Origin of the sequence: Nocardioides sp. HDW12B, assembly GCF_011299595.1 — a bacterium.
Lineage (GTDB): Bacteria > Actinomycetota > Actinomycetes > Propionibacteriales > Nocardioidaceae > Marmoricola_A.
Genome location: NZ_CP049867.1, coordinates 2,205,193 through 2,229,235, shown reverse-complemented (window position 1 = coordinate 2,229,235; position 24,043 = coordinate 2,205,193). Strand labels below are relative to the sequence as shown.

Below are 24,043 nucleotides of genomic sequence, written 5' to 3'. Positions count from 1 at the left end.
GGCCCACTCGGCTAAAGTAGAACACGTTCTAGGTTACCGGCCGCTGCGGACCGGTGAGGAGGCAGCGATGACCGAGGCAGTCGGCAACGACATCGGGCACCACGTCGTCGACGTGCTGATCGTGGGCGCCGGCCCGGTCGGCCTCTACACCGCCTACTACGCAGGCTTCCGCGGCCTCTCGGTCGCCGTGGTCGACTCGCTGCCGGAGCTCGGCGGCCAGATCACGGCGATGTACCCGGAGAAGGACATCCTCGACGTCGCCGGCTTCCCGGTCGTCAAGGGCAAGGCCCTCGTCGAGGGTCTCGTCGAGCAGGCCGCGACGGCCAAGCCGACGTACCTCCTCGACCGCACGGCCGCGACGCTCGAGCCGGACGAGGCCGCGGGCCAGGTGCGCATCGGTCTCGACGACGGCACCACGGTGGTCGCCGGCGCAGTCATCATCACCGCCGGCATCGGCAAGTTCACGCCCCGGCCGCTGCCCGCAGCAGAGGGCTGGACCCACGGCGGGGTCGCCTTCTTCGTGCCGTCGTTCGCCGAGTACGCCGGCAAGGACGTCGTCATCGTCGGCGGCGGCGACAGCGCCTTCGACTGGGCCCTCGCGCTGCAGTCGGTGGCCGCGTCCGTCACGCTGGTGCACCGGCGGGAGAAGTTCCGGGCCCACCAGGCCACGGTCACCAAGGTCGAGGCGAGCGACACCCGCATCCTGACCAACGCGAACGTCACGCGCCTGGTCGGCGACGGCGCGCTGGAGAGCGTCGAGGTCGAGGACGTGAAGACGCACGAGACCCGCACCCTGCCCTGCCAGGCCGTCGTCGCCGCGCTCGGCTTCGTCGCCGACCTCGGACCCATCCAGGAGTGGGGCCTGGAGGTCAACAAGCGCCACATCGTCGTCGACTCCGCCACCCGGACGAACCTGCCGCGGGTCTTCGCCGCCGGCGACATCACCGACTACCCCGGCAAGGTGCGGCTCATCGCCGTCGGCTTCGGCGAGGCCGCGACCGCGGTCAACAACGCCGCCGTCGTGCTCGACCCGGACGCCCACCTGTTCCCCGGCCACTCCTCGGAGGGCTGAGCGGTGCCCGACGCGACACCGCCCCGCGCCGCCGGTCGCTCGGCCGTCGCCATGAGCGACGACGAGGTCGCGGCCTACCTCACCCGCTCGATCAAGGTGCAGGTCGCCAGCAACGGCCCCCACGGGTGGCCCCACCTGACGACGCTGTTCTACGTCGTCCACGAGGGACGCATCGCGTTCTGGACCTACGCCACCTCGCAGAAGGTCAAGAACCTCGAGCGCGACGACCGCCTCACCTGCCTCGTCGAGACCGGCGAGGAGTACGGCGAGCTCGCCGGCGTCTCGATCCAGGGCACGGCCGAGATCGTCCGCGACCAGGAACGCATCCGTGAGATCGGCAGCGCCGTCGTCACCGCCATGGCCGGCGGCGAGGACCTCGGTGACCTGGGCCGCGACATCGTCGAGGCGCAGGTGCGCAAACGCGTCGCCATCGTTGTCACCCCGACAAGAACAGCCAGCTGGGACCACAGCAAGATGCAGCAGCTCCCCGGAGGAGGAACCCGATGAAGGTCAAGGCCGATTTCGACCTGTGCGAGGCCAACGCGCTCTGCACGGCGCTCGCCCCGGACACGTTCGAGCTCGACGACGACGACTACCTGCAGGTCCTCGACGACGAGGTGAGGCCGGACAACGAGCAGCAGGTGCGCCAGGCCGTGGCGGCCTGCCCGCGGGCCGCGCTGTCGATCGTGGAGTGACCGGGACGATGGCGCAGGACGGGGGGACGAGGCTCGACGGCCGGGTCGCGGTGGTGACCGGTGCCGGCGCGGGCCTGGGGCGGGCCGAGGCCGAGGCCCTGGCCGCCGCGGGGGCGACGGTCGTGCTCAACGACCTGCCCGGTGCCGCCGACGAGGCCGCCGAGGCCATCCGCGCGACCGGGGCGGAGGCCCGGGTGGTGCCCGGCGACGTGGGGGAGCGGTCGACGGCGGACGCCCTGATGGCGGCCACGGTCGACGACCTGGGTCGCCTCGACGTCGTGGTCAACAACGCCGGGGTCACGCGCGACCGGATGCTGTTCAACATGGCCGACGAGGAGTGGGACACGGTGCTGCGCATCCACCTGCGCGGCCACTTCCTGCTCTCGCGCAACGCAGCGGCGTACTGGCGGGGCCTGGCGAAGTCGACCGGCGAGCCGGTCCACGGCCGCATCGTCAACACCTCGTCGGAGGCCTTCCTGTCCGGCTCCCCGGGCCAGCCGAACTACGCCGCCGCCAAGGCCGGCATCACCGCGCTGACGCTCTCGGAGGCCCGGGGCCTGGGCCGCATGGGTGTCACCGCCAACGCCATCTGCCCGCGGGCGCGCACCGCCATGACGGCCGGGGTCTTCGGCGCCGACGAGTCGGGCGCGGAGGTGGACCCGCTGTCGCCGGCGCACGTCGCGCCGCTGGTGGCCTACCTCGCCTCGCCGGCGGCGGCGCGCATCAACGGCCAGGTCTTCGTCGTGTACGGCGGGATGGTGGCCCTGCTGGCGGCGCCGGTCGTGGAGCAGCGGTTCGACGCCGCCGGCGCGACCTGGGACCTGGCCGACCTCGACACGCAGGTCGGGAGCTACTTCGAGGACCGCGACCCCGCGGTCTGCTTCGCCGCGGACAGCGTCATGAAACTGGAGGTCTGAGCACATGGGTCGACTGGCAGGCAAGGTCGCGATCGTCACCGGGGCGGCGCAGGGGCAGGGGGCGGCCATCGCGCGCGCCTACGTCGCCGAGGGTGCGAAGGTGGCGCTGGCCGACATCGCCGACGACCTGGGCAAGGCGCTGGCCGACGAGCTCGGCCCCGACGCGATCTACGTCCACCACGACGTCTCCGACGAGGACAGCTGGAAGGCGGTCGTCGAGGAGACCGTGCGCGCCTTCGGCCCGGTCACCGTGCTCGTCAACAACGCCGGGGTGCTGACCTTCGCCGAGCTGCCCACCATGGAGCTGGCGGAGTTCCAGCGGCTGATCAGCGTCAACATGGTCGGCTGCTTCCTCGGCATGAAGACCGTGGCCCCGGTGATGAAGACCGCCGGTGGCGGCTCCATCGTCAACTGCTCCTCCGTGGAGGGCCTCGGCGGGATGCCGTCGCTGGTCGCCTACACCGGCACGAAGTTCGCCGTGCGCGGCATGACGAAGGCCGCGGCCATGGAGCTGGGGCCCTCCAACATCCGGGTCAACTCGGTCCACCCCGGCATGGTCGACACCAACATGACGCGCAGCATGGCCGGCGACGAGGGCATGGCCTGGGCCGCCAAGCGGGTCGCCCTGCGGCGTGTGGGCACGCCCGAGACCATCGCGCCGATGTACGTCTTCCTCGCCAGCGAGGAGAGCTCGTTCTCCACCGGCGCCGAGTTCGTCGCCGACGGCGGGGCCACCGCCACCCACGCGTTCGGCGGCTGAGGCCCCGCCCACTAGCGTGGGGCCCATGACGGGGACGACGGCGTTCGTGCTCGGAGGCGGCGGGGTGCTGGGCGCCGCCGAGGTCGGCATGCTGCGCGCCCTCATCGAGGCCGACGTCTGGCCCGACGTCATCCTCGGCACCAGCGTGGGCGCCCTCAACGGATCGATGGTCGCCGCCTACCCCGGCCCGGAGGTCGTCGAGCGGCTCGTGGAGCTGTGGCAGACTGCGGCCGGGGGAGAGATCTACTCCGACGGCGTCATCCGCCAGGTGCGCCGGGCCGTCCGCACCGGGACCCACCTGCACTCCAGCGAGCCCCTGCGCCGCCGCATCCACGCCGAGCTCGGGGACCGCACCTTCGACGACCTCGCGATCCCGTTCCAGTGCTGCGCCGCCAGCATCGAGCGGGCGGCCGAGCACTGGTTCACCTCCGGCCGGGTGGTCGACGCGGTGGTCGCCTCCGCCGCCGTCCCGGGCCTGCTGGCCCCCGCCCGCGTCGGCTCCGAGCACTACCTCGACGGCGGCATCGTGAACTCGATCCCGGTGGCCCGAGCGGTGCAGCAGGGCGCGGACCGCGTGTTCGTGCTCCAGGTCGGCCGGATCGAGCGGCCGCTGACGAACCCACGACGTCCGTGGGAGGTGGCGCGGGTGTCCTTCGAGATCGCCCGGCGCCACCGGTTCCACCGCGAGATGGCCGAGCTCCCCGACGGCGTCACGGCGTACGTCCTGCCCACCGGTGGCGGCTCGGCCCGTGACGACGCGCTGCTGGCCTACCGCAGCTTCTCCGCGGTGCGGGACCGCATCGACCGGGCGTACGACGCCTCGCGCGCCTACCTGGAGGCAGAGCTGTGACGGGTCTGGGGTCCGTGACGGCCTCGTGGTGGTTCCGCCTGGTGCGACGCACCGTCGGCGCCGCGCTCGTGGTCGCGCTCACCGTCGTGTTCCTGGCCCTGCTGCCGGTCTCGCTGCTGGTGGCCGCCGTCGTCTCGCCGTTCAGCCAGGGCCGGTGGCGCCCGATCCGGCTGCTGTGGATCGCGACCGTGCAGCTCGTGCTCGAGACCACGGTGCTGCTCGCGCTGCTCGTGCTCTGGCTGATGTCCGGGTGCGGCTGGAGGATCCGCGCCCCGTGGTTCGAGCGACGGCACTACCTGCTGGCGCGGTGGTACCTCGTCACGCTCTTCCGCGAGGCGCGACGGGTGCTGCGGCTCAAGATCACCACCCAGGGCCCCGCCCCGGACGCGCATCCCGGCTCGCCGCTGCTCGTGTGCTCGCGGCACGCCGGTCCCGGTGACTCGCTGGTGCTGATGTACGCCCTGATGCACTGGTACGACCGTGAGCCCCGCGTCGTCCTCAAGGACACCCTCGCCTGGGACCCGATGGTCGACACGCTGCTCAACCGCATCCCCAACCGCTTCATCTCCGGTGGTCCCGGCGACGACGTCGAGGAGCACATCGCTCACCTCGCCACCGACCTCGACGACGACGACGCCTTCGTGATCTTCCCGGAGGGCGGCAACTTCACCCCCAAGCGCCGTGAGCGCGCCATCGCGAAGCTCCGTGAGCGCGGCTTCCACCACATGGCCGACCGGGCGGAGGGGATGCGCAACGTGCTGGCCCCGCGACCGGGTGGCTTCCTGGCGGCGCTCGAGGCCTCGCCCGACACGGACGTGCTGCTCGTGGCCCACACCGGCCTCGACCACGTGCTGACGGTCGGGGACGTGTGGCGCGAGCTGCCGATGGACAAGGAGATCACCACCCGCTGGTGGCGGGTGCCGCGCGAGGAGATCCCGTCGGGCCGCGACGCGCAGATCGACTGGCTCTACCGCTGGTGGGAGGACATCGACCACTGGGTCGAGGAGCACAAGCCGACCGACCTCGGCCCCATCGACCCCTTCGGCCGCCTCGGCCGCCGCCCGCACCAGGACGTCGCCGACGAGGCCCGCCGCCGGGCCGACTGACCGCTGGTCGATCTCGACGAGCTCGATCCGAGGAGCAGGTCGCGCAGCGACCGTTGTCGAGACCCGGTGACCCATGCGGTGGTCGAGCTCGACCACCGAGGGGGCCCTTCAGGTCAGCCGGGCGAGGGTGAGCGCGAAGTCGCCGGGCGGGTCGGTGAAGATCTCGACCACCTCGAAGCCCGCCTCGCCGAGCTCGGAACGCAGCGTCCCGGGGCGGAACTTCGTCGAGATCTCGACCCGGATCTCCTCGCCGCCGGCGAGGTCCACGGTGAGGTCGGCGCCGGGAACCGTGACCGTCTGGGGCATGTCCGCGCGCAGCCGCAGGTCCATCCGCTCCATCGCCGGGTCCCAGAACGCGACGTAGGTGAACGCCTCGACGTCGAAGTCGGCGCCGAGCTCCCGGTTGAGCACGTGCAGGCAGTTGGTCACGAACGCCTCGGTGACCCCGGAGGCGTCGTCGTACGCCGCGACCAGGCGGTCCGTGCTCTTGACCAGGTCGGTGCCGAGCAGCAGCCAGTCACCGGCCTCCAACGAGTCGGCGAGCGCCCCGAGGAACGCCGCCCGCTCCTCGACGTAGAGGTTGCCGATCGTGCCGCCGAGGAAGGCGACCATCTTCGGGCCGCCGGTCGGGAGGTGCCCGAGGTGGAGCGTGAAGTCGCCGACGAGCGCCTCGACCCGGACGCCGGGGTACTCCGCGGCGACCTCGTCGGCGGCGTCGCGCAGCGTCTGCTCCGAGACGTCGACGGGCACGAAGGTGCGCAGCCGGCCGGCCCGGGTGAAGGCGTCGAGCAGGAGCCGGGTCTTGTCGCTCGTGCCGCTGCCGAGCTCGACGAGCGTGGTGGCGTCGCTGGCGGCGACGATCGCGTCGGCGTGGAGCCGGAGGATCGCGCGCTCCGCCTCGGTGGGGTAGTACTCCTCGAGGCGCGTGATCTCGTCGAACAGGCGCGAGCCCTCGTCGTCGTACAACCACTTGGGCGGGAGCCGCAGCGGGCGTGACCCGAGGCCGCGACGGACGTCGTCGACCAGGCCGCTGGCGGCCCAGTCGCTGGGCAGGTGCACCGACACGACCGGTGGCAGCACGGCGCTCATCGGGCCGCTCGGCTCGGCGTGCCGCCGTCGGCCAGGCGGACGCCCGACAGCGCCCAGCGGGCGGGCGGCGGGAAGAAGTTGCGGTACGTCGCACGGGCGTGGCCCGGCGGGGTGAGGGCGCAGCCCCCACGGAGCACCATCTGGTTGCTCATGAACTTTCCGTTGTACTCCCCGATGGCCCCCTCGGCGGGGTGGAAGCCTGGGTAGGGGAGGTAGGCCGACGAGGTCCACTCCCAGCAGTCCCCGTGGACCTGCCGGAGCCGTCCGGCGCCGGGGCCCGCGGCTGCGTCGGGTGCCGACGCCGCCGCTCGGGGGTGGAACGTGGTGGTGTCGGCGAGGTTGCCGACGACGGCCTGGTCCTGCCCGTCCTCGCGGACGGCGTGCTCCCACTCGGCCTCGGTCGGGAGCCGCTTGCCGGCCCAGGTGGCGAACGCGTCGGCCTCGTAGTAGCTGACGTGGCCCACCGGCAGGCCGGGGTTCACCGGCCACGTGCCGTTGAGGGTGTGCTCGAACCAGGTGCCGTTCTGCTCCGACCAGTAGAACGGCGCGGACCAGCCCTCGCCGTTGACCTTGCCCCAGCCGTCGGACAGCCAGAGGTCGGCCCGGCGGTAGCCGCCGTCGGTCATGAACTCCAGCCACTCCCCGTTGGTCACCAGCCGGTCGGCCAGCCGGTAGGGCTCGAGCCAGGTGCGGTGCGGCGGCAGCTCGTTGTCGAAGGAGAACCCGTCGCCGCGGTGACCGATCTCGACCAGGCCGCCCTCGACGTCGACCCACCCCAGGGTGTCGGTCGCACAGGTCGCGCTGGGCCGTCCGGCGTACACCGGTTGGAGGGGGTTGAGCGAGAGCACGTGCTTGATGTCCATGAGCAGCAGCTCCTGGTGCTGCTGCTCGTGGTGGAAGCCGAGCTCGACGGTGGCGGCGATCCGCTCGACGGTGCCGCCGTCGGCGCGCGCCAGCAGGTCCCGCACGCGGTCGTCGACGTTGCCGCGGTAGAGACCCACGTCGTGGGCACCGGGCCGGCTGACCGCGCCGCGCTGGGCCCGGGCGTAGCGCGGACCGAGCGCCTCGTAGTAGCTGTTGAAGAGGAACCAGTAGCGGTCCTCGAACGGCGCGAAGTCCGGCTCCTGCTCGGCGAGCAGGAACGTCTCGAAGAACCACGTCACGTGGGCGCGGTGCCACTTCGTGGGTGAGACGTCGGCCATCGACTGCACCGTCTGGTCCTCGGGGCTCAGGGGAGCCGCCAGGGCCTCGGTGTGCCCGCGGACCTCGTCGAAGCGGGTCCGCAGCGCGTCGGCGTCCCAGGACGCGTCCGGGGCGGAGGGTGGGCGGGAGATCGTGCTCGTCATGGTCCGGGCCTCCTCGGTTCGCGACGTCGACGACCGAGCTCGCCGACGTCCACCTGACGGTGCCTTCGAGTCTAGGCAGCCGCACCGACAGGTCCAGGACCCCGACGGAGCCGTCACCCGGAGTTCACCCGTGAGAGGGTCGGGGCCGTGAGCACGTTGCGGCGCGTCCGCGCCACCCGGTACGTCGTCCCGCTGCGGGAGGGCGGCTCCCTCCCGGGGATCGTCGAGGCCGACGACCTCGGCACCTACGTCTGCAAGTTCCGCGGCGCCGGCCAGGGCCCGAAGGTGCTCGTGGCCGAGGTCGTCGTGGGGGAGCTGGCCCGGGCCCTCGGCATCCGCACCCCGGAGCTGGTGGCGCTGGAGCTCGAGGCGCCGATCGCCCGCTACGAGGCCGACGAGGAGGTCCAGGACCTGCTCACCGCCAGCCTCGGGCTCAACCTCGGCATCGACTTCCTGCCCGGCGCGTTCGGCTACGACGCCGGCACGGAGCCGGACCCGGTCGAGGCGGCCCGGATCCTGTGGCTCGACGCGCTGACCGCCAACGTGGACCGCTCGTGGCGCAACCCCAACCTGCTGGTCTGGCACCGGCGGCTGTGGGCCATCGACCACGGGGCGGCGCTGTACTTCCACCACTCGTGGGCGGGCGGTCTCACCTCGCCCGAGCGGTTCGCGGTCCAGCCCTACCGACTCGACGACCACGTCCTGGTGCGCCACGTCGCCGGGCTCCCGGAGGCCGACGCGGAGCTCGCGCCCCTGGTCACCGACGAGCTGCTGCGCGACGTGGTCGCCCGGGTCCCCGAGGAGTGGCTCGGCCCGGTTCCCGACGCCGACGCCGACGCCGTGCGGGCGGCGTACGTCACCTTCCTGCGCGCCCGGCTCGACGGCGGCCGCGCCTGGTTGGGGGAGGCGCGATGAGCACCGCGACCCCCGAGGTCGGCGCGCGGCGCGGCTACCAGTACGTCGTGCTGCGGTGCGTGCCGCGTGCGGACCGTGAGGAGTTCGTCAACGTCGGCGTGGTCCTCTACTGCGAGGACCAGGGGTTCCTCGGGTGCGCGGGCCACGTCGAGGCCGCTCGCCTCGCGGCCCTGGCGCCGACTCTCGAGGTGGGGGCGGTGCAGTCCGCCCTGGCCGCGGCCGAGGCGGTGTGCCGCGGGGAGGCCCACGTGCCCGCCCTGGTGCGTGACGACCGGTCCGGGGGCACGGTCCTGGGAGCGCGGTTCGGCTTCCTCAGCGCCCCGCGCAGCACCGTCGTCCGACCGGGGCCGATCCACGGCGGCACGACGCTCGACGCCGCGGGCGAGCTCGAGCGGCTGGTGCACGTGCTGGTCCGCTGATCCCATGTGACACGGCATGTTTCAGGTGTGTCCGAAATGAGAACTATGTGAGTCACCGGGTGGCCCATGGGGGGCCCACCCGCTCGGGACGTCGAGGGGACTCTCATGCACGCATCCATCACGCCCACGGTGCGCCGCGTGGCCGCCACCAGCGCCCTGGCCCTCGTGGCCCTCAGCGGTGCGGCCGGCACGGCCGTCGCCGCCCCGGGCAACCAGGGCAACGGCTCGGGCGACGGGCCCAGCAGCCGCAACGCGGCGCCGCAGGCCGACGAGCCCCAGGGCAAGGCGAAGGCGAAGGGCCACGACAACGGCCCGAAGCCGTCCGCCGGCCAGGGCTCCCAGGGCTCGCCCGGTGCGTCGGGCGGATCGGCGTCGGGTGGGTCGGCGTCAGACGGGTCGGAAGCCGGCGGCTCCGCCGACACCGAGGGCTCCGGCGCCTCCGGAGGCGGCTCGGCCCAGGGCTCGCCCCCCGGCAACAACGGCACGGTGAAGATCGCGCCGCTCGGCGAGATGGACGGCATCCCCAACAACTCCCCGCACCCCGGCTGCGACTTCCAGGTCGAGTGGTACGGCTTCGACGAGGGCGCGGACGTCGTGTCCCGGGTCTCCTTCGCGATGCAGGCGCCGACCGGCGACGTGGGGCTGACGGTGAACGGGCCGGGCGAGGTGTTCGTCGGCGAGGACCCCGCGAGCGGCGCCGGGCAGGACCCCGACGGGGTGCAGGCCTACACGCTCTCGTTCGACGGCGCGCCGCACCCGCAGCAGGGCTACCACGTCAAGCTGACCGTCAACACCCCGCGCAGCAACGGTTCCGACGTCAAGCACAAGGTCTTCTGGGTGGAGGACTGCGAGGACTCCGGCACCAGCTCGCTCGCGCCCCCGGACGGTGAGGAGAACGGCTCTGTCGAGGGCCCGGGCGAGGGGTCGGAGGGCTCGGGCAGCGAGAGCGGCTCGGTCTCCGGGGCCGGCAGCGACAGCGCCGACGGCGCCGGCACGGCGTCGCGGTCCGGGGTCTCGCAGGACGTGACCACCAGCGGGGAGAGCGACACCCCGACCTCGGTCGACGCCGGTGCGACGGGGAGCGACATCGCGCGCGGCTCCCTCATCGGCCTCCTGGTCGCCGCCGTCGGAGGCGCCCTGCTCTGGTACGCACGCCGTACCCGGGCCCATGGCTGACCCAGCTCACGGGCGGGACCGCGGACCCCGGCGACGGGGCCGCGGCCTCCTGCCCGCGCTCGCCGGGCTGGCGCTCCTCGGTGGCGGCGGCTACCTGTGGTTCGGCCAGTCCGGCGAGGCGCAGGAGGCGGCCCTGACCGAGGCCGTCGCCGTGGTCGACCCCGACGCAGCCCCCGGGCCGCAGGCCGAGGCCGTCGAGCTGCCCGACCCGCCCGCCGGCCGCGTCACCCCCTCCTCACCACGCCGGCTGGCGATCCCCGCGCTCGGCGTGGACGCCCCGGTGGCCGCGGTGCGGACCGACGGCGACGTCCTCGTGCCTCCCAGCGACGCCCAGACCCTGGGGTGGTGGTCGGAGGGCGCCGAGCCGGGCGCCCGGCGCGGCAGCGCCCTGGTCACGGGGCACACCGTGCACTCCGGCGAGGGCGCGCTCGACCAGCTGGAGACGCTGGAGGTCGGCGACGACATCGTCGTCTCCACGCGCCGCGGGCAGGTCGACTACCGCGTCAGCGACGTCGAGGTGTTCGCCAAGGGCGCCGTCACGCAGCAGGCGGAGCGGCTCTTCAGCCAGGAGGTGCCGGGACGGCTCGTGGTCGTGACGTGCGAGGACTGGGACGGCGAGCGCTACCTGTCCAACGTGGTCGTCACCGCGACACCCCGCTGAGAGCGCGGACGGTGCAGGGCGGCCGGGATAGCGTTCTGCACATGGCGGCTGACGACACGAGCACGGGCGACGGCGGCACGACGGACGGCTCCGGCGAGGCCCGGATCCGCGAGTGCGGGCGGACCGTCGGCGGCGGCATCGTCGTCTTCGACATCACGTGGGACGGCACGCTCGCCGGGACGACGGTGGCGTGGGTCGTCACGATCGACGACGAGGAGGGCTCCGAGCGGGTCGTGCTGTGTCACGAGCGCACCGGGGGACCCGACGGCACCGCGCGACAGTTCGTCGCCGCCGACGGCCGTCAGCAGGACGTCCGCACCGACGCCACCGTCGAGGACGACCACGTGACCGCCCGTTTCCCCGCCGAGATCGTCGGCGTCGCCGCCGAGTGGCCGGTGTGGAAGGCCCTGCTCGTCGTCGACGGCGCCGCGATCTCCGAGCAGGTCATCCCCACCACCTGAGCGCACAGATTTCGTTCAAAAGAACGTTCAGAACCCCCTCCCGAGACACTGGGAGGGGGTTCTGAACGTTCTTTTGAACGAAATGCGCGCCCGGGTCAGAGGTTGATCATGTGCCCGGCGATGCCCTCGACGGCCTCCTTGACGGCCTCGGACAGCGTCGGGTGGGCGAAGACGTTGCGGGCGACCTCGTCGGCGGTGAGGTCCCACTTCTGCGCCAGCGTCAGCGCGGGGAGCAGCTCGGTGACGTCGGGCCCGATGAGGTGGGCGCCGATGATCTCGTTGTACGTCGCGTCGGCCACGATCTTGACGAAGCCGGCCCCGTCGCCGAGCCCCTGCGCCTTGCCGTTGGCCGAGAACGGGAACTTCGCGACCTTGACGTCGTACCCCTTCTCCTTGGCCTGCGCCTCGCTGTAGCCGAAGGAGGCGATCTGCGGCTGGCAGTACGTCGCGCGCGGGATCATGTCGAAGTCGATCTCGACGGTCTCCGCGCCGGCGATCGTCTCGGCGGCGACCACGCCCATGGCCTCGGCGGTGTGGGCCAGCATGAGCTTGCCGGTGACGTCGCCGATGGCGTAGACGTTCTCGACGTTGGTGCGGCCTCGCTCATCGACCGCGATGGCGCCGCGCTCGGTCGTCTCGACGCCGGTCTTGTCGAGGCCGTAGCCGTCGAGCCGCGGCGCGAAGCCGATGGCCTGGAGGACCTTGTCGGTCTCGATGACCTCCTCCTTGCCGTCCTTGGAGACGGTCACCTTCACCTTGTCGCCGGAGTCGTCGATCGACTCGACCTTGGTGCCGGTGAGGACCTTCACGCCGAGCTTCTTGTAGTGCTTGGCGAGCTCCTTGGAGACCTCCTCGTCCTCGGTCGGGACCATGCGGTCGAGGAACTCCACGATGGTCACGTCGACGCCGAAGTTCTTCATGACGTAGGCGAACTCGACGCCGATGGCGCCGGAGCCGGCGATCACGATGCTTCCGGGGAGGTCCTCGTCGAGGATCTGCTCCTCGTAGGTCACGACGCGCTCGGAGAGCTCGGTGCCGGGGATCAGCCGGGTGGTGGCACCGGTGGCGATGATGATCGTGTCGCCGGTGATCTCCTCGGTGTTGCCCTCGCCGTCGTCGACCGAGATGGTCGTGGCGTCGACGAAGGTGCCCCAGCCGTCGATCTCGGTGATCTTGTTCTTCTTCATCAGGTAGTGCACGCCCTTGACGATGCCGTCGGAGACCTTGCGGCTCCGGGCGTGCGTGACGCCGTACGACATGGTGGCGTCGCCCTCGATGCCGAACAGCTTCTTCTCGTGCTGGAGGATGTGGGCGAGCTCGGCGTTGCGCAGCAGCGCCTTGCTGGGGATGCAGCCCACGTTGAGGCAGACACCACCCCAGTACTTCTTCTCGATCACGGCGGCCTTCAGGCCGAGCTGCGAGGCGCGGATGGCAGCGACGTAGCCGCCGGGTCCGGCGCCGAGGACGAGGACATCGAAGTGCTGGCTCATGGGGACGAGCCTAGTCCGAGACCGGGGGGCGGCGTGAAGTGGATGGCAACCCCGGACGGGCAGAGCACCGAGGGCGGCTTCCGCCGCGGAGCCCGCCCGCGGCAGGCACCCCATGGCAAACCGGCACTCCCCATGGCACGGACGCCATGGGGAGTGCCGGCTTGCCTACATACCGTGGGAGACCGTCAGACGGGAACGAGCTCGACGGCTCCGACCGCGTAGCGCGCCAGCACGGTGCGGGCGACCTCCTCGTCGGCGCCGAACGGCTGCGACACCGCGACGGCACCGGCTTCGAAGGACAGCTCGGTGACGCGGTCGTGCAGGAAGCCGGGGGCGAGGAACAGCGACCCCACCGCGATGTGGCGCCGGCCCTGGCCGCGGAACAGGCGCACGGCCTCGCCGGCGGCCGGCGGGGTCGCGGAAGCGAAGGCGGTGATCACGGGCAGCCGGTGCTGGGCGCCCCACACGCGTGCCAGCCGGTTGATCGACTGGGTGGCGAGCGCGTCGGAGGTGCCGGCCGCGGCGAGCACGAGCGCGTCGAGCTCGCGGACCCGCGAGACGGCCAGCGCCTCGCGCAGCCGACGGTCCAGCACGCCGAGGAAGGAGGTCTCCAGGCCGAGCACGTTCGTGGTGCGGATCTGCAGGCCTTCGTGACGTGCCGCGGCGGCCGCCACGACGCTGGGGACGTCGATCTTGGCGTGGTAGGCCTCGCTGAGGAGGAGGGGCACGACCACGATCTCGTCGTGGCCGGCCTTGACCAGCCGGTCGACGACGGTGCCGAACTCGGGCTTGGACAGCTCCAGGAACGCCGCCTCGATGCGCAGGTCGGGGCGCATCGCGCGGACCTCGCGGACGAGGTCGCGCACGGTGGCGGCGGATCGGGGGTCGCGGCTGCCATGGGCGAGAGCCACCAGGGCCGGTGCGGTCATGGGCTCAGCCTCCTGTCCGTTCTGTCCCGGCGGGGCCGGGTGCTGCTGGGGTCCTGCTCGGTGGTGTCCCGTCGGCGGCGCTGCCGCGGGGGTGGGTCGGGTCGTGGGGAAGGGTCAGACGTGAATGCCGCACTCCGTCTTGCCGGTGCCCGACCAGCGGCCCGCGCGCGGGTCCTCGCCGGGGGCGACGCGACGGGTGCAGGGGGCGCAGCCGATCGAGGGGTAGCCGTCGTACTGCAGCGGGTTGACCAGCACGCCGTTCTCGGCGATGTAGGTCTCCACCTGGGCGTCGTCCCAGCGGGCGAGCGGGGAGACCTTGACCTTGCCCTTCTTGGCGTCCCAGCCGATGACAGGCGCGATCACGCGGTTGCGGGTCTCGGCGCGACGCAGGCCGGTGGCCCAGGCGTCGTAGTGGCTCAGCGACTCGTTGAGCGGCTGCACCTTGCGCAGCGCGCAGCACAGGTCGGGGTCGCGGGCGAAGAGGTCCTTGCCGTGCTCGGCGTCCTGCTCGGCCACCGTCTGCTTCGGGGTGATCGACAGCAGCTTGACGTCGAGCGTGGCGGCCACGGCGTCGCGGGTGCCGATGGTCTCGGCGAAGTGGTAGCCGGTGTCGAGGAACACCACGTCGACCCCCGGGGCGACCTTCGAGGCCAGGTGGGCCAGCACGGCGTCGCCCATGGAGGAGGTGATGCAGAAGCGGGACCCGAAGGTCGCCACGGCCCACTCGATGATGTCCTCGGCCGGGGCGAGCTCGAGCTCGGTGCCGGCGATGCGCACCAGGTCCCGCAGCTCGGACTCGGAGCGACCCTCGGTGGCGGTGCCGCGGGCACGGAACGCCTTGGAGGCGGTGGCGGCGGTCATGGCTCGACCTTCCGTTCGGACGTCGGGTCGGGGGAGCGGTCCCCCGACGACGCCGTGGGACGGAGGATCCCGAGGAACGACACCTTGAACGCTCGCATGCACGACCGGCATTCCCACGCGCCGTGACCACCCGCGGGCTGGTCACCGGACGCCGTGCTGTCCCCCTCGTGCGGCCAGAGGTTCTCCTCGCCGCAGTAGGGGCAGTGGAACGGGGTCATGCGCGCGCTCACGAGACGCTCGCGGGCTCGCGCGGCTCGCCGCGCAGGACGGTCTCGTCGGCGCGGGCGACCCAGTCGGCGAACGCCTCGCCGTCCTTGCGGTCCTCCAGGTAGCCGGTGACGACGGACGTCACGTAGTCGTCGAGTCCGGCGCTGGTGACCTTGTGGGCGCGCAGCTTGCGGCCGAAGGGCGTGCCCTGCTCGGCCACGAGACCGAGGCCGCCACCGAGGTGGACCTGGAAGCCCTCGACCTGCTCGCCGTCGGCCATCACGAGCTGACCCTTGAGGCCGATGTCGGCGACCTGGGTGCGCGCGCAGGCGTTGGGGCAGCCGTTGACGTTGACGCTGATCGGGGTGTCCAGGTCGGGGAAGCGGCGCTCGAGCTCGCTGACGAGGTCGGCGGCGCGCTGCTTGGTGTCGACGATGGCCAGCTTGCAGAACTCGATGCCGGTGCAGGCCATGGTATTGCGACGCCACTGGCTGGGCCGGGCCTCGAGCCCGATCGCGGACAGGTCCGCCACCAGGTCCTCGACGCGCTCGGGGTCGACGCCGAGGACGACGATCTTCTGGTGAGCGGTCAGGCGGGCACCGGCGGCGCCGTACTGCTCGACGAGGTCGCCGAGGCCGGACAGGATCGCGCCGTTGACGCGACCCACGACGGGAGCGACGCCGACGTACTTCAGGCCGTCCTTCTGGTCGTGCACGCCGATGTGGTCCCCGCTGGGACCGGTCGCGATCGGCGACTCGCAGTCGGGCAGCTCACGGCCGAGGTAGCGCTCGCTCTGGAGCACCTCGCGGAACTTCTCCACGCCCCAGTCGGCGACGAGGAACTTCAGGCGGGCGCGGCTGCGCAGCCGGCGGTAGCCGTAGTCGCGGAAGATCCCGACCACGCCCTCCCAGACGTCCGCGACGTCCTCGAGCGGGATCCACACGCCGAGCTTCTTGGCCAGCATCGGGTTGGTCGACAGCCCGCCGCCGACCCACAGGTCGAAGCCGGGGCCATGCTCAGGGTGGACGACGCCGACGAAGCTGACGTCGTTGACCTCGGGTGCCGTGTCGAGGCTGGGGTGCCCGGTCGCGGAGGTCTTGAACTTGCGCGGCAGGTTGGCGTACGCCGGGTCGCCGATGAAGCGGCGCTTGATCTCCGCCAGGGCAGGGGAGGCGTCGATGATCTCGTCCTTGGCCACACCGGCGACGGGGGAGCCGAGGAAGGGGCGCGGGGAGTCGCCGCACGCCTCGGTGGTGCTGAGGCCGACACCCTCGAGGCGCTCCCAGATGGTGGGGACGTCCTCCACGCGGATCCAGTGGTACTGGATGTTCTGGCGGTCGGTGACGTCCGCGGTGCCGCGGGCGTACGACGTCGACACCTCGCCCAGGGCGCGCAGCTGCTCGGCGCCGAGGAGCGCGCCGTCGCTGCGGACGCGCATCATGAAGAACTCGTCGTCGAGCTCGTGCTCCTCCAGCGTCGCGGTCTTGCCGCCGTCGAAGCCGGGAGCGCGCTGGGTGTAGAGGCCGAGCCAGCGGAAGCGGCCACGCAGGTCGCCGGGGTCGATCGAGGCGAAGCCGCGGTGGGCGTAGATGTTCTCGATCCGGGCCCGCACGTTGAGGGGCGCGTCGTCCTTCTTCGTCTGCTCGTTCTTGTTGAGCGGCTCGCGGTAGCCCAGGGCCCACTGGCCCTCACCCTTGCGGGCACGGGGGCGCGTCGCGCGGGGCGCGCGCGCGTCAGGGGCGCCGGAGGGCGTGCCGCCGGACTCGGCGGACTCGGCGGAGGACGGTGCGGGAGCGGTCGTCATGGTCTTCCTCTGTGCGGGCTCTCGGGGGCCGGGCACGAGCGCGGACGGACCGACGACGGTGTCGGGGGTGCGTCGGCGACCGCGGTGCCCGGGTGCTGGTGGGTGAGCAACGGGACGGGTCAGACCGACATACAGATCATCGAACGGGTGCGCCCGAAGTCCACGTGGCGTCGTACCACGAGACGCAGGGCGGTCGCCGAACTGATCACGGAATCGATTGTCGTCGCCGCAACCGGCTCCGGACAAATGTCCGTCTTGCTTAGTGAGACGCGTGTCCATGATATGATATGGCCGCGGTGCGTGCCGTCGGCCCCGTCGGAGCCAGGGTCTAGGCTCCCTCCCATGGTCGCCAGCAGCCCTGAGCCCCCGTCCCTCGACGCCTCCGGCACGCCGGACACCGTCCTCGCCGCCGGCTCGGAGCCGGTCGCGAAAGCCACCAGCACGGCGTACGCGTCGGCGCTCGAGGTGATCGCCTCGATCGAGCCGCGCATCGCCGAGGCGACCCGCGCCGAGCTCGCCGACCAGCGGGCCTCGCTCAAGCTGATCGCGAGCGAGAACTACGCCTCGCCCGCCGTGCTGCTCACGATGGGCACCTGGTTCTCCGACAAGTACGCCGAGGGCACCGTCGGCCACCGCTTCTACGCGGGCTGCCAGAACGTCGACACCGTCGAGTCGATCGCCGCCGAGCACGCCAAGGAGCTGTTCGGCGCGGAGTACGCCTACGTCCAGCCGCACTCGGGCATCGACGCCAACCTCGTCGCCTTCTGGTCGATCCTGGCGCACCGGGTCGAGTCGCCGGCGCTGGAGAAGCACCAGGCCAAGAACGTCAACGACCTCTCCGAGGCCGACTGGGAGGCGCTGCGCCACGAGCTCGGCAACCAGCGGATGCTCGGCATGAGCCTCGACGCCGGCGGCCACCTCACCCACGGCTTCCGCCCCAACATCAGCGGCAAGATGTTCCACCAGCGCTCCTACGGCACCGACCCGGAGACCGGTCTGCTCGACTACGACCGCGTCCGCGCGGCGGCCAAGGAGTTCAAGCCGCTCATCCTCGTGGCCGGCTACTCCGCCTACCCGCGCCGGGTGAACTTCGCGACCATGCGCGAGATCGCCGACGAGGTCGGCGCCACCCTCATGGTCGACATGGCCCACTTCGCCGGGCTGGTCGCCGGCAAGGTCTTCACCGGCGACGAGGACCCGGTGCCGCACGCCCACGTCGTCACCTCCACCACGCACAAGTCGCTGCGCGGACCGCGCGGCGGCATCGTGCTGGCCACCGAGGAGTTCGCCCCGTCGGTCGACCGCGGCTGCCCGATGGTGCTCGGAGGCCCGCTGTCGCACGTCATGGCCGCCAAGGCCGTCGCGTTCGCCGAGGCCAAGCAGCAGGGCTTCCGCGACTACGCGCAGAAGGTGGCCGACAACGCCCTGTCGCTGGCCGAGGGCTTCAACACCCGCGGCGCCACGCTCGTCACCGGAGGCACCGACAACCACATCGTGCTGCTCGACGTGACCTCCTTCGGGCTCACCGGGCGGCAGGCCGAGTCGGCGCTTCTCGACGCCGGCGTCGTCACCAACCGCAACTCCGTGCCCGCCGACCCGAACGGCGCCTGGTACACCTCCGGCATCCGCTTCGGCACCCCGGCGCTGACCACGCGGGGCTTCGGTCACGACGAGTTCGACAAGGTCGCGGAGCTGGTCGTCGACGTGTTGTCGTCGACCACGCCGACCACCACGTCGGCCGGTGCGGGCTCGAAGGCGAAGTACACGCTCGCCGACGGTGTCGTCGAGCGCACCCACGCCGCGTCGGCCGAGATGCTCGACAAGCACCCGCTCTACCCCGGACTCGACCTGGCCTGAGTGTGGGGGCGGGCGGGGCCGTTGGTCGATCTCGACGGGCTCGATCCAAGGAGCAGCGAGCGCCAGCGAGCGTCCGCCCGGTGGTCGAGCAGCGAGCGCCAGCGAGCGTCGTCGAGACCCGGTAAGACCGGCAGCGACGTCCCGATAACCCGTCGCACCCCGAGTCGACGCCGTGCAAGGCTGCGGGCGTCGACGACGAGGGGGCACGCATGAGGGGATTCGACCCGAGGACGAGCTTCGGGCCGGACGTGGCGGCGTCGTACGACGACCAGCCTCGTGGGGACGAGGACGCGGCCGCCGACCTGCTGGCCGAGCTGGCGGGTCGTACGGCGAGCGGGCGGGCGCTCGAGCTGGCGATCGGGACCGGGCGCATCGCGGTGCCGCTGACCGAGCGTGGGGTCGTCGTCGACGGCATCGAGCTGTCGGCGGCGATGGTCGAGGTGCTCGAGGCCAAGGGCTGCGACCTCGACGTCTGGGTCGGCGACATGGCGGGCGTCGCGACCGGGCGGAGCTACGGGCTCGTCTACCTCGTCTACAACACGGTCTTCAACCTGCTCACCCAGGACAAGCAGGTCTCCTGCTTCGCCAACGCCGCCGCCCACCTCGACGAGGACGGCGTCTTCGTGGTGGAGGCAGCGGTGCCGAGCGCCTGGCTGCCGTCGCACTCCTACGCACGACCCGAGCGGGTGGAGGCTGACGCCGTGACGCTCGACGTGTGCACCTACGACCCGGTCACCCAGGTGCTCGACGAGAACCACGTCCGCATCGACGCGGCCGGGACGCACTTCGGCCCGGTCTCGTGCCGGCTGGCCTGGCCCTCCGAGCTCGACCTCATGGCGCGGATCGCCGGGTTGTGCCTCGTCGAGCGCTGGGGCGGCTGGCAGCGGCAGCCCTACACCGGCCACGACCAGCACGTGTCGGTCTACGGCTGGGCCGGCGGGAGCGGTCCTCGGTGACCGACGGGGACCCGACGGCGGTCGACCGGGCCGCGCTGCTGGCGGCGTACGACGAGCAGCTGCGCACCGACGCGGAGACGCCCAGCGCCGTCGACGTGACGCGGCTCGGTCCGCTGCGGCTCGTGACCTTCTCCGGCGGGCGCGGCTTCGTGACCTACCGCGACCTCGGGGGCGCGGACGCGGCGGAGGTGGCGCGCCTGGTCGCGGGCGCTCTGACCCACTACGTCGCCGACGGTGAGATCTCCCGGGTCGAGTGGAAGTCCCGCGGTCACGACCACGCTCCCGGGCTGCACGAGGCCCTGCTGGCGCACGGGTTCGTGCCCGACGAGCCCGAGTCGATCATGGTCGGCGAGGTCGGCCCGCTCGCCGTCGACGTCCCGCTGCCCGACGGCGTCACGCTGCGCCGGGTGACCTCGGAAGCGGACGTGCGTGCGATGAGCGCGATGGCCGACGAGGGCTTCGGCGACCCGGTGTCGACCGAGCGCGCCGACGCCGTGCTGGCGCGGCTGCGGCGTGACGACGGGATGGAGCTGTGGGTGGCGGAGGCAGAGGGCGCGATGGTCAGCGCGGGCCGGCTCGAGCCCGTCGCGGACACCGAGTTCGCCGGCATCTGGGGCGGTGCGACGCTGCCGGCGTGGCGCGGACGCGGGATCTACCGGGCGCTCACCGCCGCGCGGGCGCGCTCCGCGCTGCGGCTGGGCAAGCGGTGGATGCACAGCGACTCGACCGAGCTCTCCCGCCCCATCCTGGAGCGGTCCGGCCTGGTGAAGGTGTCCACGACGACGCCGTACGAGTGGCGCCGCTGACGCCGGCCGGGCCCGTCACGGCTCAGGCGCGCTCCTCGGCCACGGAGTTGCCGCCGTCGACGACCAGGCACTGACCGGTGACGGAGGAGGCGCCGGGGGAGCAGAGGAACGCCACGGCTGCGGCCACCTCGTCCGGGTGGGCGCTGCGGCCCAGCGGGGTGCGGGCCGCCTGGTGCGCCTCGTCGGCGGTCTGGCTGCTGGTGGCGATCCAGCCCGGCGCCACGGCATTGGCGGTCACACCCTCGGCGGCGTGGTCGACGGCCAGGGAGCGGGCCAGGCCCACCATGCCGGCCTTGGCCGCGGCGTACGCCGCCTCGCCGCGCATCGCCATGACCGGGCCGGTGACCGACGACACCATGACGATCCGGCCCCAGCCGGCGGCCCGCATGCCGGGGAGCGCGGCGCGGGTGGTGAGGAACGCGGTGTCGAGGTTGCGGGCGACGGCGGCCCGCCACTGTGCGTAGGACAGACCGGTGACGGTGCCGGACTCGGCACCGCCGGAGGCGGCCGTGTCCAGGGCGGGAACGGCCACGCTCGTCATGCCGGCGTTGTTGACCAGCACCGTCGGCGCGCTGAGGGTGCGCGTCACCGTGGCGACGGTCGCGGCGACCTGGTCCTCGTCGGTCAGGTCCGCGACGAGGCCGAGCGCGGTCGTGCCGTCGGCGCGAAGCTCGGCGACCCGCTCGTGGACGCGGTCGGTGGTCGCCGTGACGGCGACCACCGCTCCGAGACGGCCGAGGAGGCGGGCGGTGGCCGTACCGATGCCGTCGGGCGAGCCGGCCCCGGTCACGAGGGCGACCCGGCCGCTCAGGTCGAGCAGGTCGGGGAGGACCCGTGTCGGGCTCACAGCATGTCCAGCAGCCACGACGGGCTCATGGCACGGGCGCCGAGGTTCTCGACCGCGCCTCGGAGCACCCGGTCGGCGGTGATCACCGTGACCTGCTCCCCGCGCGCGACGGCCTCGTTGACGACACCGACGATCGCGCTGTCACCGTCGCGGCGGGCGTGGACGGTCGTGACGTGGAGGTCGCGGCCGGCCTTCACGCCGCCCTTGGCCTTGCCCTCGAGGACGAGCACCACCTCGTCGTACGCCGTGTCGGCGACCAGCAGCTTCTCGTGGAGGCGACGGGCGGCGCCGGCGCGGTCCTTCCACCAGCCGTCGGGGGTGGCCCCGACGACGTTGGCGCCGTCGACCACCAGGACGCGCGTCACGCCTCGACCTTGGCGCCGAGGTGCTCGGCCAGCAGCACGGCACCGGCGAGGTCGAGCCGGGTCTCGCGCATGTCGGCGGCGCCGAGGTCGCAACGGTCGAGGGTGGCGCGGCGCAGGTCGGTGCGGGTCAGTCGGGCGCCGCGCAGCTGGGCGCCGGTGAGGTCGCAGCCGCTCAGGTCGGCGTCGGTGAGGTCGGACTCGGTCAGGTCGCTCTCCGCGAGGTTCACCCCGGCGAGGCTGACCTTCGTCAACCGGGCTCCCCGCAGGCCCACCGCCCGCCAGAGCCCGCCGCGGACGGTCAGCGGGCGCAGCGTGCAGTCGACGAACGTGCTGCCGGTCAGCTTGCAGCCCTCCAGCTCGGCGTCGAAGAGGCTGGTCCGGACGAACTCGCACCCCACGAAGGCCGTCGCCGTGTGGTGCGAGGCGTTGAGCTTGCAGTGCTCGAAGCGGCAGTTGGTGAAGGTCGCGCCGCTCGACGTCGCCTCGGTCAGGTCGACGTCGGTGAAGGTGCAGTCGGTGAAGACGCGGTCGGCCAGGTCCTCGGCGTACCAGTCCTCGTCGCGGAACCGCTGCCCGCTCGTCCCGCCGGTCTCGGAGTGCATGCCCTGGATCGTGCCACCTGCCGGCGACGGTCAGGAGCCCGGCCGCACCACGCCGTTCTCGTAGGCGAAGACGACCGCGTGCAGGCGGTCGCGCAACCCGAGCTTGACCAGCAGGCGCGCCAGGTGCGTCTTGACCGTCGCCTCGCTGACGTAGAGCTCGGCGGCGATCTCGCTGTTGGAGCGCGCCCGGGCTACCAGGCCGAGGACCTCCAGCTCGCGCGGCGTCAGCGACCCGAGCACCTCGTCCGGCGGACGCGGCGGCGCGGAGGACACGAAGCGCTCGATCATCCGCCGGGTGACGCCGGGGGCCAGCACCGCGTCACCTGAGACGACGGTGTGGACGGCCGTGACCAGCTGCTCGGGCGGCGACTCCTTCAGCAGGAAGCCGCTCGCCCCCGCGCGCAGGGCCTCGTGGACGTAGTCGTCGAGGTCGAACGTGGTGAGGATCAGCACCTTCGTCGGGGCACCGGACGCGACCACCCTCCGCGTCGCCTCGATGCCGTCGAGCTCGGGCATCCGCACGTCCATGAGGACGACGTCGGGCTGCGTGCGCGCCACCACCCCGACGGCCTCCAGCCCGGTGGCGGCCTCGCCCACCACCTCGAGGTCGGGCTCGGCGTCGAGGATCATGCGGAAGCCGGCCCGGATCAGCGCCTGGTCGTCGGCGACCACGACGCGCGTCACGGCGTGCCCCCGTCCACCGGCAGGTGGGCGTCGACGCGGAAGCCCCCGGAGGGTCGGGGACGGGCGTCGAGCCGCCCGCCGTGCATCGCCACGCGCTCCCGCATGCCCTCGAGCCCGTGCCCGCGCGACGTGGCCGCGGCGACCGGCCGGGTGGCGCCGTCGTCCTCGACCAGGAGCCGGACCCCGTCGGCGTCGGCGGTGACGCTCACCGTGACGTGGGCGCCGGGAGCGTGCTTGAGGGCGTTGGTGAGGGCCTCCTGGACGATCCGGTACGCCGTCACGTCGGCCGCGCCGAGCAGGTGCCGGTCGCTGAGGTCGACGTGCAGCGTGACGTCGAGACCGCTGCGCGCGCCGGCCACCAGCTGCTCGAGCTGGGCCAGCCCGGGCTGCGGCGCGAGGGCGGCGGCGTCCTCGTGGTCCTCGCGCAGCACGCCGAGGGTGCGGCGCAGCTCGCGCAGCGCGTCGCGCCCGACCGACTCCACCGCACCGAGGGCCTCCCGGGACTGGGCGGGGTCGCGCTCCAGCAGGTGGCGGGCGGCACCGGCCTGCACCACCATGAGGCTGACGCTGTGGGCCACGACGTCGTGCACCTCGCGGGCGATGCGCGCCCGCTCGTCGAGGGCGGCGAGGCGAGCGGTCTCCTCCCGCTCGGCCCGCAACTCCTCGTTGACCCGCTCGAGCTCACCCGCGCGGTGGCGCAGCTCGCGCACGGTCACCCCGGCGAGCAGGGGAGCGCCCACGACGAGGACCGAGGTGAACACCAGGTCGGAGAGCACCCCGAAGTCGTCGTGGTCGATGGCGACGAGGTCGAACCACGACGCGGCCAGCAGCACCGCCGCCCACGCCAGGGCCCGGCGCCGCGGCAGCAGCAGCCCCACGGAGAACACGATCGTGATGGAGGCCAGCGCCAGGGACAGCGTGCTGGTCATCCGGCCGCCGAGCATCGCCTGGGCGAAGATCGTCGCCGCCGCGACGCCGGCCATCACCTCGGTCCGGGTGGACCTCAGGGCGAGCGACGAGGTGAGGAGCAACGACGCGACCGCCGTGACGGCGGGCACCCCGCCCGGCCCGTCGTCGTACCACCAGAGCTCGGCCTGGACCGTCGCGGTGAGCACGGCGGCGAGGGCGAGGTCGAACGGGCGGAGGCGCACCCGGGAAGGCTAGTCAG

The 24,043-nt window shown here is 72.7% G+C and carries 26 protein-coding genes; 15 read left to right on the top strand and 11 right to left on the bottom strand.

Annotated elements, in window-relative coordinates:
* Nucleotides 1–67: 67 nt before the first annotated feature.
* Genes G7072_RS10465 through G7072_RS10435 form a run of 7 tightly spaced genes read left to right on the top strand, consistent with a single transcriptional unit; the run spans nucleotide 68 to nucleotide 5,400 of the window.
* Nucleotides 68–1,072, top strand: a complete 1,005-nt coding sequence (locus G7072_RS10465; RefSeq protein WP_166086109.1) for an NAD(P)/FAD-dependent oxidoreductase — start codon at nucleotides 68–70, stop codon at nucleotides 1,070–1,072.
* 3 nt (nucleotides 1,073–1,075) lie between these two features.
* A complete protein-coding gene (locus G7072_RS10460) occupies nucleotides 1,076–1,579 on the top strand; it encodes a pyridoxamine 5'-phosphate oxidase family protein (RefSeq protein ID WP_240916869.1) in 504 nt (167 codons plus the stop codon).
* Nucleotides 1,576–1,767 carry a ferredoxin gene (locus tag G7072_RS10455; protein WP_166086107.1) on the top strand — a complete coding sequence of 64 codons (192 nt, stop codon included), beginning with the start codon at nucleotides 1,576–1,578 and terminating at the stop codon, nucleotides 1,765–1,767. Before G7072_RS10460 ends, G7072_RS10455 begins: the two co-directional genes overlap by 4 nt.
* A complete protein-coding gene (locus G7072_RS10450; protein ID WP_240916867.1) occupies nucleotides 1,764–2,684 on the top strand; it encodes a 3-oxoacyl-ACP reductase in 921 nt (306 codons plus the stop codon). The genes G7072_RS10455 and G7072_RS10450 overlap by 4 nt, the downstream gene beginning before the upstream one ends.
* A gap of 4 nt (nucleotides 2,685–2,688) precedes the next feature.
* Nucleotides 2,689–3,444, top strand: a complete 756-nt coding sequence (locus G7072_RS10445; RefSeq protein ID WP_166086105.1) for a glucose 1-dehydrogenase — start codon at nucleotides 2,689–2,691, stop codon at nucleotides 3,442–3,444.
* 25 nt (nucleotides 3,445–3,469) lie between these two features.
* Nucleotides 3,470–4,294: a patatin-like phospholipase family protein gene (locus G7072_RS10440; protein WP_166086102.1), complete on the top strand. Its 825-nt coding sequence runs from the start codon at nucleotides 3,470–3,472 to the stop codon at nucleotides 4,292–4,294.
* Nucleotides 4,295–4,308: 14 nt separating this feature from the next.
* Nucleotides 4,309–5,400 (top strand): 1-acyl-sn-glycerol-3-phosphate acyltransferase, encoded by a 1,092-nt coding sequence (locus tag G7072_RS10435; protein ID WP_166086100.1) that lies wholly within the window; start codon nucleotides 4,309–4,311, stop codon nucleotides 5,398–5,400.
* Between the two features lie 108 nt (nucleotides 5,401–5,508).
* Here G7072_RS10435 and egtD read toward each other — a convergent pair whose 3' ends face one another.
* Both egtD and egtB read right to left on the bottom strand, forming a co-directional pair.
* Nucleotides 5,509–6,489, bottom strand: coding sequence for an L-histidine N(alpha)-methyltransferase (egtD, locus tag G7072_RS10430; protein ID WP_166086098.1), 981 nt, complete (start codon nucleotides 6,487–6,489; stop codon nucleotides 5,509–5,511).
* The gene (gene egtB, locus G7072_RS10425) at nucleotides 6,486–7,835 is read right to left on the bottom strand and encodes an ergothioneine biosynthesis protein EgtB (protein WP_166086096.1); all 1,350 of its coding nucleotides are present in this window, start codon (nucleotides 7,833–7,835) and stop codon (nucleotides 6,486–6,488) included. Before egtB ends, egtD begins: the two co-directional genes overlap by 4 nt.
* 147 nt (nucleotides 7,836–7,982) lie before the next feature.
* Here egtB and G7072_RS19770 point away from each other — a divergent pair, with 147 nt between their 5' ends.
* From G7072_RS19770 to G7072_RS10405, 5 genes are all read left to right on the top strand, one after another.
* Complete coding sequence (locus G7072_RS19770) at nucleotides 7,983–8,750, top strand: HipA family kinase (protein ID WP_206063075.1); 768 nt, start codon at nucleotides 7,983–7,985, stop codon at nucleotides 8,748–8,750.
* On the top strand, nucleotides 8,747–9,169 hold the full coding sequence (locus G7072_RS19765; RefSeq protein ID WP_206063074.1) for a DUF3037 domain-containing protein: 423 nt from the start codon (nucleotides 8,747–8,749) through the stop codon (nucleotides 9,167–9,169). Before G7072_RS19770 ends, G7072_RS19765 begins: the two co-directional genes overlap by 4 nt.
* Before the next feature lie 105 nt (nucleotides 9,170–9,274).
* Complete coding sequence (locus tag G7072_RS10415; RefSeq protein WP_166086094.1) at nucleotides 9,275–10,345, top strand: hypothetical protein; 1,071 nt, start codon at nucleotides 9,275–9,277, stop codon at nucleotides 10,343–10,345.
* Nucleotides 10,338–11,006, top strand: coding sequence for a class F sortase (locus G7072_RS10410; protein WP_166086092.1), 669 nt, complete (start codon nucleotides 10,338–10,340; stop codon nucleotides 11,004–11,006). The genes G7072_RS10415 and G7072_RS10410 overlap by 8 nt, the downstream gene beginning before the upstream one ends.
* A gap of 41 nt (nucleotides 11,007–11,047) precedes the next feature.
* Complete coding sequence (locus G7072_RS10405) at nucleotides 11,048–11,467, top strand: hypothetical protein (RefSeq protein WP_166086090.1); 420 nt, start codon at nucleotides 11,048–11,050, stop codon at nucleotides 11,465–11,467.
* Between the two features lie 95 nt (nucleotides 11,468–11,562).
* Here the strand turns inward: G7072_RS10405 and lpdA are convergent, their stop codons facing one another.
* From lpdA to G7072_RS10380, 4 genes are all read right to left on the bottom strand, one after another.
* Nucleotides 11,563–12,957 carry a dihydrolipoyl dehydrogenase gene (gene lpdA, locus G7072_RS10400; protein WP_166086088.1) on the bottom strand — a complete coding sequence of 465 codons (1,395 nt, stop codon included), beginning with the start codon at nucleotides 12,955–12,957 and terminating at the stop codon, nucleotides 11,563–11,565.
* Nucleotides 12,958–13,142: 185 nt separating this feature from the next.
* The gene (locus tag G7072_RS10395) at nucleotides 13,143–13,886 is read right to left on the bottom strand and encodes a CbiX/SirB N-terminal domain-containing protein (RefSeq protein WP_166086086.1); all 744 of its coding nucleotides are present in this window, start codon (nucleotides 13,884–13,886) and stop codon (nucleotides 13,143–13,145) included.
* Between the two features lie 114 nt (nucleotides 13,887–14,000).
* Nucleotides 14,001–14,747, bottom strand: a complete 747-nt coding sequence (locus tag G7072_RS10390; protein ID WP_166086084.1) for a phosphoadenylyl-sulfate reductase — start codon at nucleotides 14,745–14,747, stop codon at nucleotides 14,001–14,003.
* A 226-nt stretch (nucleotides 14,748–14,973) separates the two neighbouring features.
* Nucleotides 14,974–16,758: a nitrite/sulfite reductase gene (locus tag G7072_RS10380; RefSeq protein WP_166086080.1), complete on the bottom strand. Its 1,785-nt coding sequence runs from the start codon at nucleotides 16,756–16,758 to the stop codon at nucleotides 14,974–14,976.
* A 342-nt stretch (nucleotides 16,759–17,100) separates the two neighbouring features.
* Here G7072_RS10380 and G7072_RS10375 point away from each other — a divergent pair, with 342 nt between their 5' ends.
* From G7072_RS10375 to G7072_RS10365, 3 genes are all read left to right on the top strand, one after another.
* Complete coding sequence (locus G7072_RS10375) at nucleotides 17,101–18,615, top strand: glycine hydroxymethyltransferase (RefSeq protein WP_166086078.1); 1,515 nt, start codon at nucleotides 17,101–17,103, stop codon at nucleotides 18,613–18,615.
* A gap of 209 nt (nucleotides 18,616–18,824) precedes the next feature.
* Nucleotides 18,825–19,571, top strand: a complete 747-nt coding sequence (locus G7072_RS10370; protein ID WP_166086076.1) for a class I SAM-dependent methyltransferase — start codon at nucleotides 18,825–18,827, stop codon at nucleotides 19,569–19,571.
* Nucleotides 19,568–20,377, top strand: a complete 810-nt coding sequence (locus tag G7072_RS10365) for a GNAT family N-acetyltransferase (RefSeq protein ID WP_206063073.1) — start codon at nucleotides 19,568–19,570, stop codon at nucleotides 20,375–20,377. Before G7072_RS10370 ends, G7072_RS10365 begins: the two co-directional genes overlap by 4 nt.
* A 22-nt stretch (nucleotides 20,378–20,399) precedes the next feature.
* On the opposite strand, the gene G7072_RS10360 is transcribed toward G7072_RS10365, so the two are convergent.
* From G7072_RS10360 to G7072_RS10340, 5 genes are read right to left on the bottom strand one after another with little or no spacing between them, the layout of a single operon-like run.
* On the bottom strand, nucleotides 20,400–21,224 hold the full coding sequence (locus tag G7072_RS10360) for an SDR family NAD(P)-dependent oxidoreductase (protein WP_240916866.1): 825 nt from the start codon (nucleotides 21,222–21,224) through the stop codon (nucleotides 20,400–20,402).
* Nucleotides 21,221–21,589: an NYN domain-containing protein gene (locus tag G7072_RS10355; protein WP_166086072.1), complete on the bottom strand. Its 369-nt coding sequence runs from the start codon at nucleotides 21,587–21,589 to the stop codon at nucleotides 21,221–21,223. The genes G7072_RS10360 and G7072_RS10355 overlap by 4 nt, the downstream gene beginning before the upstream one ends.
* Complete coding sequence (locus G7072_RS10350; RefSeq protein ID WP_166086069.1) at nucleotides 21,586–22,191, bottom strand: pentapeptide repeat-containing protein; 606 nt, start codon at nucleotides 22,189–22,191, stop codon at nucleotides 21,586–21,588. Before G7072_RS10350 ends, G7072_RS10355 begins: the two co-directional genes overlap by 4 nt.
* A gap of 30 nt (nucleotides 22,192–22,221) precedes the next feature.
* Nucleotides 22,222–22,875 (bottom strand): response regulator transcription factor, encoded by a 654-nt coding sequence (locus G7072_RS10345; RefSeq protein WP_166086067.1) that lies wholly within the window; start codon nucleotides 22,873–22,875, stop codon nucleotides 22,222–22,224.
* Complete coding sequence (locus G7072_RS10340) at nucleotides 22,872–24,026, bottom strand: sensor histidine kinase (RefSeq protein ID WP_166086064.1); 1,155 nt, start codon at nucleotides 24,024–24,026, stop codon at nucleotides 22,872–22,874. The genes G7072_RS10345 and G7072_RS10340 overlap by 4 nt, the downstream gene beginning before the upstream one ends.
* Between the last annotated feature and the right edge of the window lie 17 nt (nucleotides 24,027–24,043).